Source organism: Salinimicrobium catena, from assembly GCF_900102915.1.
GTDB lineage: Bacteria > Bacteroidota > Bacteroidia > Flavobacteriales > Flavobacteriaceae > Salinimicrobium > Salinimicrobium catena.
Genome location: NZ_FNGG01000005.1, coordinates 34,781 through 51,133, shown reverse-complemented (window position 1 = coordinate 51,133; position 16,353 = coordinate 34,781). Strand labels below are relative to the sequence as shown.

General features: G+C 43.3%; 14 protein-coding genes and 1 tRNA gene. 13 read left to right on the top strand and 2 right to left on the bottom strand.

Going from position 1 to position 16,353, the window contains the following annotated elements:
• Positions 1 to 9 precede the first annotated feature (9 nt).
• The 9 genes from rplA (at position 10) to BLS64_RS10885 (ending at position 11,995) form a co-directional block, all read left to right on the top strand.
• A complete protein-coding gene (rplA, locus tag BLS64_RS10925) occupies positions 10 to 708 on the top strand; it encodes a 50S ribosomal protein L1 (RefSeq protein WP_093113627.1) in 699 nt (232 codons plus the stop codon).
• A gap of 12 nt (positions 709 to 720) precedes the next feature.
• The gene (gene rplJ / locus BLS64_RS10920; protein WP_093113628.1) at positions 721 to 1,242 is read left to right on the top strand and encodes a 50S ribosomal protein L10; all 522 of its coding nucleotides are present in this window, start codon (positions 721 to 723) and stop codon (positions 1,240 to 1,242) included.
• A gap of 58 nt (positions 1,243 to 1,300) precedes the next feature.
• Entirely contained in the window at positions 1,301 to 1,678 is a 378-nt protein-coding gene (gene rplL, locus BLS64_RS10915; RefSeq protein WP_093113629.1) for a 50S ribosomal protein L7/L12, read from the top strand.
• 132 nt (positions 1,679 to 1,810) lie between these two features.
• Positions 1,811 to 5,623: a DNA-directed RNA polymerase subunit beta gene (gene rpoB, locus BLS64_RS10910; RefSeq protein ID WP_093113630.1), complete on the top strand. Its 3,813-nt coding sequence runs from the start codon at positions 1,811 to 1,813 to the stop codon at positions 5,621 to 5,623.
• A gap of 63 nt (positions 5,624 to 5,686) precedes the next feature.
• Positions 5,687 to 9,988, top strand: coding sequence for a DNA-directed RNA polymerase subunit beta' (gene rpoC / locus BLS64_RS10905; protein WP_093113631.1), 4,302 nt, complete (start codon positions 5,687 to 5,689; stop codon positions 9,986 to 9,988).
• A gap of 168 nt (positions 9,989 to 10,156) precedes the next feature.
• Entirely contained in the window at positions 10,157 to 10,474 is a 318-nt protein-coding gene (locus BLS64_RS10900) for a DUF3467 domain-containing protein (RefSeq protein WP_093113632.1), read from the top strand.
• A 73-nt stretch (positions 10,475 to 10,547) separates the two neighbouring features.
• Positions 10,548 to 10,751, top strand: coding sequence for a PLD nuclease N-terminal domain-containing protein (locus BLS64_RS15470; protein WP_407690098.1), 204 nt, complete (start codon positions 10,548 to 10,550; stop codon positions 10,749 to 10,751).
• Between the two features lie 221 nt (positions 10,752 to 10,972).
• Entirely contained in the window at positions 10,973 to 11,629 is a 657-nt protein-coding gene (locus tag BLS64_RS10890; protein ID WP_093113634.1) for a hypothetical protein, read from the top strand.
• A 45-nt stretch (positions 11,630 to 11,674) separates the two neighbouring features.
• Positions 11,675 to 11,995 (top strand): DUF962 domain-containing protein, encoded by a 321-nt coding sequence (locus BLS64_RS10885; RefSeq protein ID WP_093113635.1) that lies wholly within the window; start codon positions 11,675 to 11,677, stop codon positions 11,993 to 11,995.
• A gap of 143 nt (positions 11,996 to 12,138) precedes the next feature.
• Here BLS64_RS10885 and BLS64_RS10880 read toward each other — a convergent pair whose 3' ends face one another.
• The gene (locus BLS64_RS10880; RefSeq protein ID WP_093113636.1) at positions 12,139 to 13,725 is read right to left on the bottom strand and encodes a peptide chain release factor 3; all 1,587 of its coding nucleotides are present in this window, start codon (positions 13,723 to 13,725) and stop codon (positions 12,139 to 12,141) included.
• 128 nt (positions 13,726 to 13,853) lie between these two features.
• Between BLS64_RS10880 and idi the strand changes: the two genes are divergently transcribed.
• From idi to BLS64_RS10860, 4 genes are all read left to right on the top strand, one after another.
• Positions 13,854 to 14,372 (top strand): isopentenyl-diphosphate Delta-isomerase, encoded by a 519-nt coding sequence (gene idi, locus BLS64_RS10875; RefSeq protein ID WP_093113637.1) that lies wholly within the window; start codon positions 13,854 to 13,856, stop codon positions 14,370 to 14,372.
• Positions 14,369 to 14,779 (top strand): 6-pyruvoyl trahydropterin synthase family protein, encoded by a 411-nt coding sequence (locus BLS64_RS10870; protein WP_093113638.1) that lies wholly within the window; start codon positions 14,369 to 14,371, stop codon positions 14,777 to 14,779. Before idi ends, BLS64_RS10870 begins: the two co-directional genes overlap by 4 nt.
• Before the next feature lie 67 nt (positions 14,780 to 14,846).
• Complete coding sequence (locus BLS64_RS10865) at positions 14,847 to 15,116, top strand: hypothetical protein (protein WP_093113639.1); 270 nt, start codon at positions 14,847 to 14,849, stop codon at positions 15,114 to 15,116.
• A 12-nt stretch (positions 15,117 to 15,128) separates the two neighbouring features.
• A tRNA-Thr gene (locus tag BLS64_RS10860) sits at positions 15,129 to 15,202 on the top strand.
• A gap of 389 nt (positions 15,203 to 15,591) precedes the next feature.
• Here BLS64_RS10860 and BLS64_RS10855 read toward each other — a convergent pair.
• Positions 15,592 to 16,350: a DUF4369 domain-containing protein gene (locus tag BLS64_RS10855; protein ID WP_093113640.1), complete on the bottom strand. Its 759-nt coding sequence runs from the start codon at positions 16,348 to 16,350 to the stop codon at positions 15,592 to 15,594.
• Positions 16,351 to 16,353 lie beyond the last annotated feature (3 nt).

Here is a 16,353-nt window from a genome sequence, read left to right as displayed (position 1 = left end):
AAATTAAGAATGGCAAGATTGACTAAAAAGCAAAAGGAAGCACAGTCTAAACTTGAAAAAGGTAAAACTTATTCGGTTGCAGAAGCTTCAGCTTTAATAAAAGAGATTACCAACGTAAACTTTGATCCTTCTGTGGATTTGGCAGTTCGTTTGAACGTAGACCCGCGTAAGGCAAATCAAATGGTGCGAGGTGTTGTTACCTTACCACACGGTACAGGTAAAGACGTAAAAGTTTTGGCTCTTGTAACTCCAGATAAGGAAGAAGAAGCTAAAGCTGCCGGTGCAGATTATGTTGGATTAGACGAGTACCTTGATAAGATCAAGGGAGGATGGACAGATGTTGATGTGATCATCACTATGCCTAGCGTTATGGGTAAACTTGGGCCACTGGGACGTGTTCTTGGACCAAGAGGGCTTATGCCAAACCCTAAGACCGGTACGGTAACTATGGATGTAGCAAAAGCTGTTTCAGACGTGAAAGCCGGTAAGATCGACTTCAAAGTTGACAAAACTGGTATTGTTCATGCAGGAATCGGAAAAGCGTCTTTTGATGCTGAAAAGATTGCTGGGAACGCAAGAGAATTATTAACTACCCTGGTAAAATTGAAGCCTACGGCTGCTAAAGGTGTATACATTAAGAGTATTCACATGTCTAGCACCATGAGTCCTAGCGTGGAGATAGATACTAAAAGGTTCACTGAGCAATAATATTATTGGATTATGACAAGAGAAGAAAAATCAAGAGTAATTGAAGATTTAACTGCCCAGTTAGCTGAAAATAACACTATTTACCTGGCAGATATTTCAGGTTTGAACGCCGGAAATACTTCAAATTTGCGTCGTGCCTGCTTTAAGGCCAATGTGAAGCTTGCGGTAGTTAAAAATACACTTTTGGCCAAGGCCATGGAAAGTTCAGATAAGGATTTTGGAGATCTTCCTTCTGTATTGAAAGGAAACACTTCAATCATGTTCTCTGACACTGGAAACGCGCCTGCTAAAGTGATCAAAGAATTCAGAAAGAAATCTGACAGACCCCTTCTAAAAGGTGCTTTCGTAGAAGAAGCTATCTATGTGGGAGATGATTACCTGGAGACCCTGGTGAACATCAAATCCAAAGAAGAAGTTATTGGGGATATCGTTGGATTGCTACAATCACCTGCTAAGAACGTTGTTTCGGCTCTTAAGTCTGGTGGTGGTAAACTGGCTGGAATTCTTAAGACCCTTTCTGAAAAAGAAGGATAAACCAAGTACGCACTTTTTAACAAATATAAATTACATTACATTTTAAAAACGATAGAAAATGGCAGATTTAAAAGATTTCGCAGAACAATTAGTTAACTTGACCGTTAAAGAAGTAAACGAGTTAGCTGATATTTTAAAAGAAGAATACGGTATTGAGCCTGCTGCTGCAGCTGTAGCTGTTGCTGGTGGTGCTGCTGCTGGTGGTGGAGAAGAAGCTGAAGAGCAAACTGAATTTGACGTAATTCTTAAAGCTCCGGGTGGATCTAAACTAGCCGTAGTGAAATTAGTAAAAGAACTTACCGGTCTTGGTCTTAAAGACGCTAAAGAATTGGTAGATGGTGCTCCTAAACCAGTGAAAGAAGGAGTTGCTAAAGACGAAGCTGAAGCATTAAAAGCACAGTTAGAAGAAGCAGGAGCTGAGGTTGAGCTTAAGTAAGCGAAGCCTACAAACTCATATAGGTTTAGACCCGGGGATTAGGTTCTCTGAGGTCTAAACCCTTTTGCGTATATAAACATTTCCTGTTTATTTCGCGCCCATTTTTTTATAATAACATAATTCCGTCCATTGATGTTAGCAACGCAAACTGAAAGATTGAATTTCTCTTCTGTGAAGAACAGACCTGATTATCCCGACTTTTTGGATATCCAAATTAAGTCGTTCCAGGACTTCTTCCAGTTGGAAACGAAATCAGAAGAAAGGGGAAATGAAGGTCTTTATAACACCTTCATGGAAAACTTTCCAATTACGGACACCCGTAATCAATTCGTACTAGAATTCTTAGACTATTTTGTGGACCCACCAAGATATTCCATCCAGGAATGTATCGAGCGTGGACTTACTTATAGTGTACCGCTTAAAGCACGGCTAAAGCTTTATTGTACAGACCCAGAGCATGAGGACTTTGAAACCATCGTGCAGGACGTGTATTTAGGGACCATCCCTTATATGACCCCAAGTGGGACATTTTGTATTAATGGTGCAGAGCGCGTAGTTGTATCTCAGTTACACCGTTCCCCGGGAGTATTCTTTGGACAGTCGTTCCACGCGAACGGAACCAAATTGTATTCTGCCCGTGTTATTCCTTTTAAAGGATCATGGATTGAATTTGCTACCGATATCAACAGCGTAATGTACGCTTATATCGATAGGAAGAAAAAATTACCTGTTACCACTCTTTTCCGTGCCATTGGATTTGAGCGTGACAAAGACATTCTTGAGATCTTTGACCTTGCAGAAGAGGTGAAAGTTTCCAAGTCTGGACTTAAAAAAGTATTGGGCCGAAAGCTGGCCGCACGTGTATTGAACACCTGGTATGAAGATTTCGTTGATGAGGATACAGGTGAGGTGGTTTCAATTGAGCGTAACGAGATAGTTCTTGATCGTGACACCGTTCTCGAAAAAGAGCATATTGAAGAGATAGTAGAAACCGGTTCCAAGACCATTCTGCTACATAAAGAGGATAATCAAACAGGAGACTACGCGATTATCCACAACACATTGCAAAAAGACCCAACCAACTCTGAAAAAGAGGCGGTTGAGCACATATACCGTCAGCTACGTAATGCCGAGCCGCCAGATGAGGAAACGGCAAGAGGTATTATTGACAAATTGTTCTTTAGTGACCAGCGTTACAACCTTGGGGAAGTAGGGCGTTACAGAATGAACAAGAAACTTGGTCTTGATATCGCCATGGATAAGCAGGTGCTTACCCGCGAGGATATCATTACCATCGTTAAATATTTGATCGAACTTATTAACTCCAAGGCAGAGATCGATGATATCGACCACTTGTCTAACCGTCGTGTTAGAACAGTAGGAGAGCAGTTGTCTCAGCAGTTTGGGGTTGGACTTGCCCGTATGGCAAGAACCATTCGTGAGAGAATGAACGTTCGTGACAACGAGGTCTTTACTCCAATCGATTTGATCAACGCGAAGACTCTTTCTTCTGTGATCAACTCTTTCTTTGGAACTAACCAGTTGTCTCAGTTCATGGACCAGACAAACCCGCTTGCAGAGATCACTCACAAGCGTCGTCTTTCAGCTCTTGGGCCAGGTGGTCTTTCAAGAGAAAGAGCTGGTTTCGAGGTACGTGACGTTCACTATACTCACTACGGAAGGCTTTGTCCTATTGAAACACCTGAAGGACCGAACATTGGTTTGATCTCTTCACTTTCAGTTTATGCCAAAGTAAACGGAATGGGCTTCATCGAAACTCCATACCGTGAGGTGGTAGACGGAAAAGTGAACATCAATGAAGAACCAAGATATCTAAGTGCCGAGGAAGAAGAAGAGAGAATGATCGCCCAGGCGAACATCCCTATTTCGGACGATGGAACTATCGAGCCTGAAAGAATTATTGCCCGTGAGGAAGGTGACTTCCCGGTAGTAGAGCCAAAATCTGTTCACTACATTGACGTTGCGCCAAACCAGGTAGCATCTATATCTGCTTCTTTGATTCCATTCCTGGAACATGATGATGCGAACCGTGCCTTGATGGGATCTAACATGATGCGCCAGGCCGTGCCTCTATTGAGAGTTGATTCTCCAATCGTAGGTACCGGACTGGAAAGACAGGTTGCTACAGATTCCCGAGTATTAATAAATGCAGAAGGAGCTGGAACTGTAGAGTATGTTGACGCGAACCAGATCACTATTAAGTATGACAGAACCGATGAGGAGCGAATGGTTAGCTTCGATTCAGATTCTAAAACTTATGAACTGGTTAAGTTTAGAAAGACAAACCAGGGTACCTCTATCAACCTGAAGCCTATCGTAAGAGTAGGAGACAGGGTTTCTAAAGGTCAGGTTCTTTGTCAGGGATATGCTACTGAAGCCGGGGAACTTGCTTTAGGTCGTAACATGAAGGTTGCCTTCATGCCCTGGAAAGGATACAACTTTGAGGATGCGATCGTGATCTCAGAAAAAGTGGTTAGAGACGATATCTTTACTTCTATCCACATTGACGAGTACTCACTTGAGGTGAGAGATACCAAACTGGGTAATGAAGAATTGACCAACGACATTCCTAACGTTTCTGAAGAGGCTACAAAAGACCTTGATGAGAACGGAATGATTCGTGTGGGTGCAGAAGTGAAGCCCGGAGACATTCTTATTGGTAAGATCACTCCTAAAGGAGAGAGCGATCCAACTCCGGAAGAAAAACTATTAAGAGCCATCTTCGGTGATAAGGCCGGAGACGTGAAAGATGCCTCTCTAAAAGCTTCTCCGTCCTTGAGCGGTGTGGTTATCGACAAGAAATTGTTTGCCCGTGCCATCAAGGATAAGCGTAAGAGAGCTCAGGACAAGGAAGATGTTGCGGCATTAGAGAAGAAGTACGAAGCCAAGTTCGCTATTCTTAAGTCTGAACTGGTGGACAAGCTTTTCGCTATCATTGGTGGTAAGACTGCACAGGGAGTTATGAACGACCTTGGGGAAGAGATCCTTCCAAAAGGTAAGAAGTACACCCAAAAGATGCTGAACGCTGTTGATGACTATACGCACCTTACCCAGGGAACCTGGACCACAGATGATCACCTTAACGCGTTGGTGGCAGACCTTCTGCACAACTACCGTATCAAGGAGAACGACATTCAGGGTAACCTAAGAAGAGAGAAGTTCACTATTTCTGTTGGAGATGAATTGCCATCAGGGATCCTGAAACTTGCCAAGATCTATATCGCCAAGAAGCGCAAGCTTAAAGTAGGGGATAAGATGGCAGGTCGTCACGGAAACAAGGGTATCGTTGCGCGAATCGTTCGCCAGGAAGATATGCCGTTCCTTGAAGACGGAACCCCTGTTGATATCGTGTTGAACCCACTTGGGGTACCATCGCGTATGAACATTGGACAGATCTATGAGACTGTTCTTGGATGGGCCGGACAAAAATTAGGGAAGAAATATGCTACCCCAATTTTCGACGGTGCGACTATAGACCAGATCAATGAATTGACAGACGAAGCCGGAATTCCACGCTTTGGTCACACTTATCTTTATGATGGTGGAACCGGAGACCGTTTTGACCAGCCGGCAACTGTTGGTGTCATCTATATGCTTAAGTTAGGTCACATGATCGATGATAAGATGCACGCGCGTTCTATCGGGCCATACTCACTTATCACCCAGCAGCCTCTTGGAGGTAAAGCACAGTTTGGTGGTCAGCGATTTGGTGAGATGGAGGTTTGGGCACTTGAAGCCTACGGTGCTTCAGCTACCCTGCGTGAAATCTTGACCGTGAAGTCTGATGATGTTATTGGAAGGGCCAAGACTTATGAAGCCATCGTAAAAGGTGAGCCAATGCCAGAACCGGGACTACCCGAATCATTCAACGTGTTGATGCACGAACTGAAAGGTCTGGGATTAGATATTAGATTAGAAGAATAAAATTTGCGGCGCGTTGTTCGCGCACCGCGCCGCATTTACAATAATTAGATAGCACCATTTATTATGGCTAGAAATAATGATAAGAATACAGTACAGAGGTTTAACAAGATCTCTATAGGTTTAGCTTCTCCTGAGTCCATTTTGGCTGAGTCTCGCGGGGAAGTTCTAAAGCCGGAAACTATCAATTATCGTACGCACAAACCTGAAAGGGATGGTCTTTTCTGTGAGCGCATCTTTGGTCCTGTGAAGGATTATGAGTGTGCCTGTGGTAAATACAAGAGGATCCGTTATAAAGGCATCGTTTGCGATAGATGTGGTGTTGAAGTAACTGAAAAGAAAGTACGTAGAGATCGTGTGGGGCATATCAACCTTGTTGTTCCTGTAGCGCATATCTGGTACTTCCGTTCTTTACCAAACAAGATTGGATACCTGCTTGGTCTACCGTCCAAGAAATTGGACATGATCATTTACTACGAGAGATACGTGGTAATTCAGCCTGGTATCGCAAAGAATGAAGATGGAGAGCCTTTAAAGAAAATGGATTTCCTTACCGAAGAAGAATACCTGAACATCCTGGATTCTCTTCCGCAGGAAAACCTTTACCTGGATGACAACGATCCAAACAAGTTCATCGCCAAGATGGGTGCAGAGTGTCTTATTGAGATCCTTCAAAGAATTGACCTTGATGCACTATCTTATGAACTAAGACATAAAGCGAATAACGAAACTTCAAAGCAACGTAAAACTGAGGCTCTTAAGAGACTTCAGGTTGTGGAGGCGCTTCGTGACGCTAACAAGAACCGTGAAAACCGTCCGGAGTGGATGATCATGAAAGTGATCCCTATCATTCCGCCGGAATTGCGTCCATTGGTGCCGCTTGATGGAGGACGTTTTGCGACTTCAGATCTTAACGACCTTTACCGTCGTGTGATCATTCGTAACAACCGTCTTAAAAGATTAATGGAGATCAAAGCTCCTGAAGTGATCTTGCGTAACGAGAAACGTATGCTTCAGGAATCTGTGGATTCATTGTTCGATAACACCAGAAAATCTTCAGCAGTAAAAACCGATTCTAACCGTCCGTTAAAATCACTTTCTGACTCCTTAAAAGGTAAGCAGGGGCGTTTCCGTCAAAACTTACTTGGTAAGAGGGTTGATTACTCGGCACGTTCGGTGATTGTTGTAGGACCAGAACTTAAATTATATGAGTGTGGTCTTCCGAAGAACATGGCGGCAGAGCTTTACAAGCCTTTCGTGATCAGGAAATTGATCGAAAGAGGTATTGTAAAGACCGTAAAATCTGCTAAGAAGATCATTGACAAGAAAGAGCCGGTAGTATGGGATATCCTTGAAAACGTATTGAAAGGACACCCGGTATTGCTTAACCGTGCTCCTACGCTTCACCGTCTTGGTATCCAGGCTTTCCAGCCTAAACTTATCGAGGGTAAAGCGATACAGCTACACCCACTGGTTTGTACCGCATTCAACGCCGACTTTGACGGTGACCAGATGGCGGTTCACTTACCACTTGGGCCGGAAGCTATTTTGGAAGCCCAGCTTCTAATGTTGGCTTCTCATAACATTTTGAACCCTGCTAACGGTTCTCCGGTAACAGTACCATCTCAGGATATGGTTCTTGGTCTTTACTATATGACCAAACCAAGAAAATCTACTCCAGAGGTGCCTGTAAAAGGAGAAGGCCTTACTTTCTATTCTGCAGAAGAAGTGGTGATCGCTTATAACCAGAAGAGAGTAGACCTTAACGCGATCATCAAGATACGCGCTAAAGATTACAACGAAGCAGGTGAATTAGTTTACCAGATCATTGAAACTACTGTTGGTAGAGTACTTTTCAACCAGACAGTTCCTGAAAAAGCAGGATATATCAACGAGGTATTGACCAAGAAATCTCTTAGGGATATCATTGGGAACATCCTTAAGATCACCAGCGTGCCTGAAACTGCTGAGTTCCTTGACCAGATCAAGAACCTTGGGTACGGTTTCGCATTTAGAGGTGGTCTTTCCTTCAGCTTGGGTGATATTATCATCCCTGAAGAGAAACAAGGTATGATCCAGGAGGCAAACGAGCAGGTTGAAGGTATTATGGCCAACTATAACATGGGTCTTATTACCAACAACGAACGTTACAACCAGGTTATTGACATCTGGACTTCTACGAACGCCGGCTTAACGGAATTGGCCATGAAGCGTATCCGCGAAGACCAGCAAGGATTCAACTCGGTGTACATGATGCTTGACTCCGGAGCGAGGGGATCTAAAGAGCAGATCCGTCAGTTGACCGGTATGCGTGGATTGATGGCCAAGCCGAAGAAATCTAGCACAGGAGGTGGAGAAATTATTGAGAACCCGATCCTTTCTAACTTTAAGGAAGGTTTGTCTATCCTTGAATACTTTATCTCTACACACGGTGCGCGTAAAGGTCTTGCCGATACCGCTCTTAAAACGGCAGATGCCGGATACCTAACCCGTCGTTTGGTTGACGTGTCTCAGGACGTGATCATCAACGAAGAGGATTGTGGTACTTTAAGAGGTGTGGATGTTGCTCCATTGAAGAAGAACGAAGAGATCGTGGAGTCTTTAGGAGAGCGTATCCTTGGTAGAACTGCATTACATGATGTGTACGATCCAATGAGCGGCGAACTTCTTGTTGAAGCCAACGTTGAGATCGACGAAGAAATAGTAAGAAAGATCACCAGTGCGCCAATAGAGAGTGTAGAAGTGCGTTCTGCACTTACCTGTGAGGCCAAAAAAGGTGTTTGTGTGAAATGTTACGGGCGTAACCTGGCTACCGGTAAAACGGTTCAGAAAGGTGAAGCCGTTGGTGTTGTAGCCGCCCAGTCAATTGGGGAACCGGGTACACAGCTTACCCTTCGTACCTTCCACGTGGGTGGTATTGCAGGAAACATTTCAGAAGAAAATAAATTGATCGCCAAGTTTAACGGGATCGCAGAGATCGAAGACCTTAAGACCGTAAAAGGAGAAGCTCCTGACGGTGGTGAGGCAGAGATCGTGATCTCGAGGACTTCAGAATTGAAGCTGAAGGATGCCAAGACAGGAACAGTGTTGAGTACCAACAACATTCCTTATGGTTCTCAGATCTTCATTAAGAACGGCGATAAAGTTGAAAAAGATCAAGTGATCTGCCAGTGGGATCCATATAACGGGGTGATCATCTCTGAATTTGCAGGTAAGATCCGCTACGAGAATATCGAGCAGGGTGTTACTTACCAGGTTGAGATCGATGAGCAGACCGGATTCCAGGAAAAGGTTATTTCTGAATCAAGGAACAAGAAGCTTATCCCAACCCTTCAGATCTTAGGTAAGAAAGACGAAGTGATTCGTTCTTATAACCTTCCTGTTGGAGCTCACCTTATGGTGGACAACGATGAGAAGATCAAGGTAGGTAAGATCCTTGTGAAGATTCCACGTAAATCTTCCAAGTCTGGGGATATTACGGGAGGTCTTCCACGTGTGACCGAATTGTTCGAAGCGCGTAACCCGTCTAACCCTGCTGTAGTAAGTGAGATAGACGGTGTTGTTTCCTTCGGAAAGATCAAACGTGGTAACCGTGAGATCATCGTTGAATCCAAGCTTGGAGAGGTTAAGAAGTATCTTGTGAAGCTTTCTAACCAGATCCTTGTTCAGGAGAACGATTACGTACGCGCCGGAATGCCGTTGTCTGACGGTTCTGTTACTCCGGAAGATATCCTGAGCATTAAAGGACCAAACGCGGTACAGCAGTATCTTGTGAATGAAGTTCAGGAGGTTTACCGACTACAAGGGGTGAAGATCAACGATAAGCACTTCGAAGTTGTTGTTAGACAGATGATGCGTAAGGTAAGGATCGTTGATCCGGGAGACACTATCTTCCTTGAGAACCAGCTGGTTCATAAAGATGATTTCATCGAACAAAACGACGAGATCTTCGGAATGAAAGTAGTCGAAGATGCCGGTGATTCTGAAACCCTTAAACCGGGACAGATCGTTTCCCCACGTCAGCTTAGAGACGAGAACTCTATCTTGAGAAGGGAAGACAAGAACCTGGCTACTGCAAGGGATGTAACTCCTGCAACCGCTACTCCTGTACTACAGGGTATTACCAGAGCATCGCTACAGACCAAGTCATTCATCTCTGCGGCTTCCTTCCAGGAAACCACCAAGGTGTTGAACGAGGCTGCGGTAAGCGGTAAGGTTGATACGCTTGAAGGACTTAAGGAAAATGTTATTGTTGGACACAGAATTCCTGCCGGTACCGGTATGAGAGAGTACGACAGTATCATTGTAGGTTCAAAAGAAGAATTTGACGAAATGCTTGAGAAAAAGCAGGAAGTAAATTATAACTAAGAAAAAAGGCCGCGAAAGCGGCCTTTTTTTATACCCTATTTTGAAGGATGAGGTAAGAAGTCAGGTACGAATCAGGCGACTGGCAATTCGGAGCCAGTAACTTTGAACTTTAAACCTTGAACCCTGAACTTTATTCCCTACATTTATTCTGAAATAAAAATCACTGAAATGAGCGACGAGAAAAAAAAGCAACAAAAAGGAAAGATCAATATAGAACTGGATGAAAAAGTAGCCGAGGGCACTTATTCCAACCTGGCCATCATTAACCATTCTGTTTCAGAATTTGTGGTGGATTTTGTGAGCATCATGCCGGGAACTCCAAAGAGCAAGGTGAAAAGCCGTATCATTCTCACTCCGCAGCATGCTAAACGCCTGCTGAAAGCCCTGGCCGACAACGTGAACCGTTTTGAAAAAGCACACGGCGAGATCAAGGATTATGAGCAGCCGAACATTCCGTTGAACTTTGGTCCTACGGGACAGGCGTAAAACATTGCTGTAGAATTCGAGTTCAACTTTTCTTTCTTTTGAACCCTTTGCAGGACCATTTTTCATTCTGCTGTTGTTCCTTCTTTTTGGCTTCTGGATCTGGTGTATGTTAGATATACTTACTTCCAGATATAGAGGATCTGAGAAGCTTTTATCGTTTCTACTGGTCGTTTTCGCGCCTGTGATAGGAACGATCATTTACCTGCTTTTAGGGAGGAAAGCCAAAATGAGAAAACAGACATTCAGACCTTTTGAAAAGAGAACCTTTTCGAGATAACCTGAAAAGTGAAATATTATCGGTAAAAAACCCTGAAGCGTTTGCTTCGGGGTTTTTTGTTAATCGGAGAAATTGGCTATTACGGTTTTCCTCATTCTATTTTTAAAATTAACATTATATTCACATTTTGAATGTTCATTTAACCGCAACATACGGAATCTATTACTAACCTAGATGTGCCCCCTATGATTTTGTAGAGCATATCTCAAACCAAAACCAAAATGAAATTTTTAAAATTCACCTTGTTGTTAGTAGCTATTGCATCCTTAACAGGCTGTGCTTCCGGCTACGATTCGATCACTCCCAAATCACTTAATTACGCTTCAGTGAATGTGAAAGATGGAGTTAAATTAGAGTATAAATATGATCTGCTTGATAAAAAATATGAGAAAAAGGAAGATAAAAGAGGAGTGAAGCTGGTAGCAGTTAGCATTACAAACACTTCAGAGAGGGATCTAATCTTCGGAAAAGATCTTACCTTAAGCTATGAGAATGGAGACTATGTTCCATTAATGGAATACGATAAAACCTTTAAAAGCCTTAGGCAAAGTCCGCTGACACATCTGTTTTATCTTCTGCTTACTCCTCTCAATCTGCATATTACCAAAGCAAGTAGCTCCGGAAACATCGTGACCAATTCCTATCCTATTGGATTGCTGCTGGGGCCGGGGATAGCCGGAGGTAATATGATCGCAGCAAGTACTGCCAATGGCAAGTTTAAAAAAGACTTGATGGAATATAATCTTCAGGGGACCATGATAAAAAAGGGAGAGACTAAATACGGTTTGATAGGAATAAATACTGATTCGTATGATGCCTTACAACCAGTTGTAAAGAATGCTTCTGAAGCGGAAACAAAAAAGGAAATTGCTCCATAAATACTGAATTTCAGCATGTCATAAATTAGAAATTCAACATTCATCATGGCAGAACGTATAAAGTCCTACAGCGAATTTTATCGGTTTTACCTTACCGAGCATCAGAACAAGACAAGCAGGGTTCTGCATTTTACAGGAACCTTCCTGGTGTTTATTCTGTTATTCTTAGCCATTTTTAACAGCTGGGGCTGGGAATGGATCTTCCTGCCGCTGGTGGGCTATGGTTTTGTCTGGGTGGGACATGCCTTTTTTGAGAAGAACAAACCCGCTACTTTCAAATACCCTTTTTGGAGCCTGATTTCTGATTTTAAGCTGTTCTTTGAGATCCTCTTCGGCAGAAAGAGTTTTGATTCAGGTAAGGATTAATTGATTCGAAGCCTCGGAAGGATGATCACACTGTCATTCTGAATGAAGCGCAGCGTATTGAAGAATTTGGTATTTGGAGTTTGAAAGTTGGTGCTTTAAAAAAGAAGGGCCTCAAAAAATCACTTTTTGAGGCCCTTCTTTTTTTAGAATTCCGAAGTAAAATGGAATTTTATAGATGGATATTTCTGCTGCGCCATTTGCAAAGAGAAGGCGGAATCTGCCAAAAATACCAGTTGTCCGCGTTTGTCTTTGGCCAGGTATTTTGATTTTACCCTTTTAAAGTCCTTGAATTCTTCACTTTTAGCATCTTCGGGTTCTACCCAGCAGGCCTTGTGTACGTTCAGATTCTCGTAAGTACATTTTGCGCCGTATTCGTGTTCAAGGCGGTACTGTATCACCTCGAACTGCAGGGCTCCCACGGTTCCTATTACTTTTCTTCCGTTCATTTCAAGAACGAATAGCTGGGCTACCCCTTCGTCCATCAACTGGTCAATACCCTTTTCAAGCTGTTTAGACTTCATAGGGTCTGCATTGTTTATGTACCGGAAGTGTTCAGGAGAGAAACTTGGAATACCCTTATACTGAAGGGTTTCCCCTTCGGTCAAAGTATCTCCGATCTTGAAGTTTCCAGTATCATGTAAACCGACAATATCTCCCGGATAGGAAACATCCACGATCTCCTTCTTTTCGGCAAAGAAAGCGTTCGGACTTGAAAACTTAAGATTTTTGCCGTGTCTTACGTGCAGGTAAGGTTTATTTCTTTCGAATTTCCCTGAAACGATCTTTACGAAGGCTAGACGGTCACGGTGCTTAGGGTCCATGTTAGCATGGATCTTGAAAACGAAACCTGTGAAGTCTTTTTCATCGGGTTCCACTTTCCTGGTGTCGCTGTCCTTGGGGCGGGGAGTAGGAGCAATGGAGATAAAGCAATCCAACAGCTCTCTGACCCCGAAGTTATTCAAAGCCGATCCGAAGAAGACAGGCTGCAGGTTTCCGTCCAGGTAATCTTTTTTATTGAATTCCGGGTAAACTCCCTGAGCCAGTTCCAGTTCATCTCTCAGGTTTCCGGCAGCTTTCTCCCCGATAAGGTCATCCAGTTCGTTCGAAGAAAGATCCGAGATCTCTACGGTCTCTTCAATATCTTTTCTCGGGTCACCGGTAAAGAGGTTCACGTTCTGTTCCCAGATGTTATAGATCCCTTTAAAGTCATATCCCATCCCTATAGGGAAACTCAAAGGGGTTACTGTAAGATTCAGCTTTTGTTCGATCTCGTCAAGAAGTTCAAAAGCGTCTTTTCCTTCACGGTCAAGTTTATTGATGAACACGATCATGGGAATGTTGCGCATGCGGCAAACTTCCACCAGTTTTTCGGTCTGTTCCTCGACCCCCTTCGCGACATCTATCACCACGATAACAGAATCAACAGCGGTAAGTGTTCTGAAAGTATCTTCCGCGAAATCCTTGTGCCCCGGAGTATCCAGGATGTTGATCTTGATATCTTTGTATTCAAAAGCAAGTACAGAAGTTGCTACAGAGATCCCCCTTTGCCGCTCGATCTCCATAAAGTCACTGGTCGCGCCTTTTTTGATCTTATTCGATTTTACGGCGCCGGCTTCCTGAATAGCTCCTCCAAAAAGCAGCAGCTTTTCGGTAAGGGTGGTTTTCCCGGCATCGGGGTGGGATATGATCCCGAACGTTCTTCGTCTCCTGATCTCTTCTGAAAATTTCATACAAATATTTAAGGCTGCAAAGATAATTATTTGAACGTGAATTTCGTTCCTCTATTCAAGAAGCTGTTAAACCCAAATCGGCTTTATTTTCTATACCGATTTCGTACATTTGGAGTTCAAAATTTGAAATGAAAGAAGAACAAGTTATCCTGGTAAACGAAAAAGATGAGCAGATAGGCCTAATGCCGAAGATGGAAGCTCATGAAAAAGCACTGCTGCACAGGGCCTTTTCGGTCTTTGTCTTCAACGATAAGAACGAGTTGATGATACAGCAGCGAGCCATGGGGAAATACCATTCCCCCGGCCTGTGGACCAACACCTGCTGTAGTCACCAGAGAGAAGGGGAGACCAATATCGAAGCCGGAAAACGCCGTTTACAGGAAGAAATGGGTTTTAGTACAGAACTGAAGGATACCATTTCATTCATCTACAAAGCACCATTTGATAACGGGCTTACCGAGCATGAATTCGACCATATCCTGGTAGGAACTTATAATGGAGAGCCAAATCTTAACCCCGATGAGGTGCACGCCTATAAATGGGTGGACCTGGAAACGCTTAAGGAAGACATGGCCAAGAATCCGGATATTTATACGGAATGGTTCAAGATCATTTTTGACAAGTATTATAAACACATTCAGCAATGAAGGTTACGGTAAACAGGAAAGCACATTTTAATGCCGCCCACCGCCTCTTCCGGAAGGAGTGGGATGATGAAAAGAACAAACGGGTTTTTGGGAAATGCAGCAATCCTCATTACCACGGGCATAATTATGAGCTTACCGTCTCTGTTACCGGCGAGATCTGTGAGGAAACGGGATTTGTGATCGACCTCAAGGATCTGAAAGATCTGATCTACGAAAAGATCGAAGTGCCTTTTGATCATAAGAACCTTAATCTGGAAGTTCCTGAGTTCAAAGAACTAAACCCTACTGCTGAAAATATTGCAGTGGTGATATGGCGAAAGCTGCGGCATGAACTGGCTGCTCACCTTGATCTCGAGGTAACCTTGTATGAGACGCCACGGAATTTTGTGACCTACAGAGGCCAATAAAAAAACTGAAAAAAATATTTTTCGAATCGGGAAATAGTGTAAATTCGCACCTGAAATCAAGCACAAGATGGCTAACAACAAGAGAACACTTAAAAGAGATATCAATTACGTTTTTGGAGATATCATTGAGGCGGCTTACCTGCACCAGGTAACTCATCCAAAAGAAGATCCTGCAAAATCTGAAGCGATCGTTGATGAGGCAATAGCAGGTTTTGACGAATTGGTAAGCAAGATGAACCAGAAAGATGTTGAAAATAAAAAGCAGCATTTTAAAAATATCGAAAAAGAGCTTGAAGCTAAGGCGCAGGTTCTTGTAGAAAAAGTGAACGCTTTATAATTTAAAGCAATTGCCGATGTAGCTCAGCTGGCTAGAGCAGCTGATTTGTAATCAGCAGGTCGTGGGTTCGAGTCCCTCCATCGGCTCAAAGCTCCTTCAGAAATGAAGGAGCTTTTTTTATGGAGGGACGAGAAGTTTATCCCGAGCGTAGTCGAGGGGAGTCCCTCCATCGGCTCTTAATTAAAAACCTCTCGTTTTCGAGAAGTTTTTTGTTGCATTTTTGTGGGGGACGAGAACCCCGAAGCGTCGGGGCCGAGCGTAGTCGAGGGAGGAGAAGCTTGTCCTGAGGAAAGCAGCCCATTGGCTGCTTTAGTCGAGGTGGATCTCTCTATCGGCACATTGGACCTTCAGAAAGGAATAACTATTTATTGTACTGTGATAAGAAGTCCCTGCCTTCCAGGGAAATTCAACTACTTAAAAAAAAGATCCCGCTTCTCAGCGGGATCTTTCAATTCTGAATAAATAAGAATTCAGTTTATTCTGTATCGGCTTCGGTTTCTGCTTCAGCAGTATCGGCAGTAGCCTTTTCTACAGCTCTTCTTTCAGCTAAGAATTCCTTCAGGCTTTGTCCGTACCTGGAGGTTTTTACTTCCGGAGTTAAAGATTTGTAAATGGTGTCAAGATATTTGATGTTGGCATCATATACTTCTGAGATCGCCAAGTAAGGAGCCACCTCCATATCTTTATTGTTTATAGCAAAATTCACGGTGTACAGATATCTCCTTTTTAACAGGTTGTCATGAGCCTGTTCGGTGGAGTCAATTAATTTCTCATCATTTTCCTTTTTAGCCAACAGGTTTGATTTGATCAACTCCAAATTTTTCGTGTTGAACTTCTGCATCATGCTGCGATATTCGGTAAGTTTTTCCTGATTTTTGGAACCCTCAACCACAGCATCGGTCTCAAAGTTCTTAAGCGTGGTGTTCACTATCATTTCTCCCGGCTCGGCAAAGAACAACAGCCTGTCGTCATAATCACTGTTGTCAACCTTGTTCAGGTAAAAATAGAGAACCTGCGGACCATCAATGAAAGTTTCAAATTCAAAGGTTTCCTGTCCGCTAACAATTACGGAATCCAAAGTGACAAGGGCAGTATCTTCTATCTTTTGCAGATAAAGTGTTCCTTTCTTAAGTCCCTGTACTTTTCCTTTTACAGTAAGGTTCTTTTCTTCGGTTGAACAAGCTGCCAGCACAAGGCAGCACAAAATAGAGGTGAGTAATCCTAGTTTTCTCATGTA

What these genes read in the sequence shown, in the direction of transcription:
- rplA (WP_093113627.1), top strand. Translation starts at nt 10, where the DNA reads ATGGCAAGATTGACTAAAAAGCAAAAGGAAGCACAGTCTAAACTTGAA.
- BLS64_RS10865 (WP_093113639.1), top strand. Translation starts at nt 14,847, where the DNA reads ATGGCTAACAACAAGAGAACACTTAAAAGAGATATCAATTACGTTTTT.
- rplL (WP_093113629.1), top strand. Translation starts at nt 1,301, where the DNA reads ATGGCAGATTTAAAAGATTTCGCAGAACAATTAGTTAACTTGACCGTT.
- rpoB (WP_093113630.1), top strand. Translation starts at nt 1,811, where the DNA reads ATGTTAGCAACGCAAACTGAAAGATTGAATTTCTCTTCTGTGAAGAAC.
- BLS64_RS10870 (WP_093113638.1), top strand. Translation starts at nt 14,369, where the DNA reads ATGAAGGTTACGGTAAACAGGAAAGCACATTTTAATGCCGCCCACCGC.
- BLS64_RS10885 (WP_093113635.1), top strand. Translation starts at nt 11,675, where the DNA reads ATGGCAGAACGTATAAAGTCCTACAGCGAATTTTATCGGTTTTACCTT.
- BLS64_RS10900 (WP_093113632.1), top strand. Translation starts at nt 10,157, where the DNA reads ATGAGCGACGAGAAAAAAAAGCAACAAAAAGGAAAGATCAATATAGAA.
- rpoC (WP_093113631.1), top strand. Translation starts at nt 5,687, where the DNA reads ATGGCTAGAAATAATGATAAGAATACAGTACAGAGGTTTAACAAGATC.
- rplJ (WP_093113628.1), top strand. Translation starts at nt 721, where the DNA reads ATGACAAGAGAAGAAAAATCAAGAGTAATTGAAGATTTAACTGCCCAG.
- BLS64_RS10880 (WP_093113636.1), bottom strand. Translation starts at nt 13,725, where the DNA reads ATGAAATTTTCAGAAGAGATCAGGAGACGAAGAACGTTCGGGATCATA.
- BLS64_RS10890 (WP_093113634.1), top strand. Translation starts at nt 10,973, where the DNA reads ATGAAATTTTTAAAATTCACCTTGTTGTTAGTAGCTATTGCATCCTTA.
- BLS64_RS10855 (WP_093113640.1), bottom strand. Translation starts at nt 16,350, where the DNA reads ATGAGAAAACTAGGATTACTCACCTCTATTTTGTGCTGCCTTGTGCTG.
- idi (WP_093113637.1), top strand. Translation starts at nt 13,854, where the DNA reads ATGAAAGAAGAACAAGTTATCCTGGTAAACGAAAAAGATGAGCAGATA.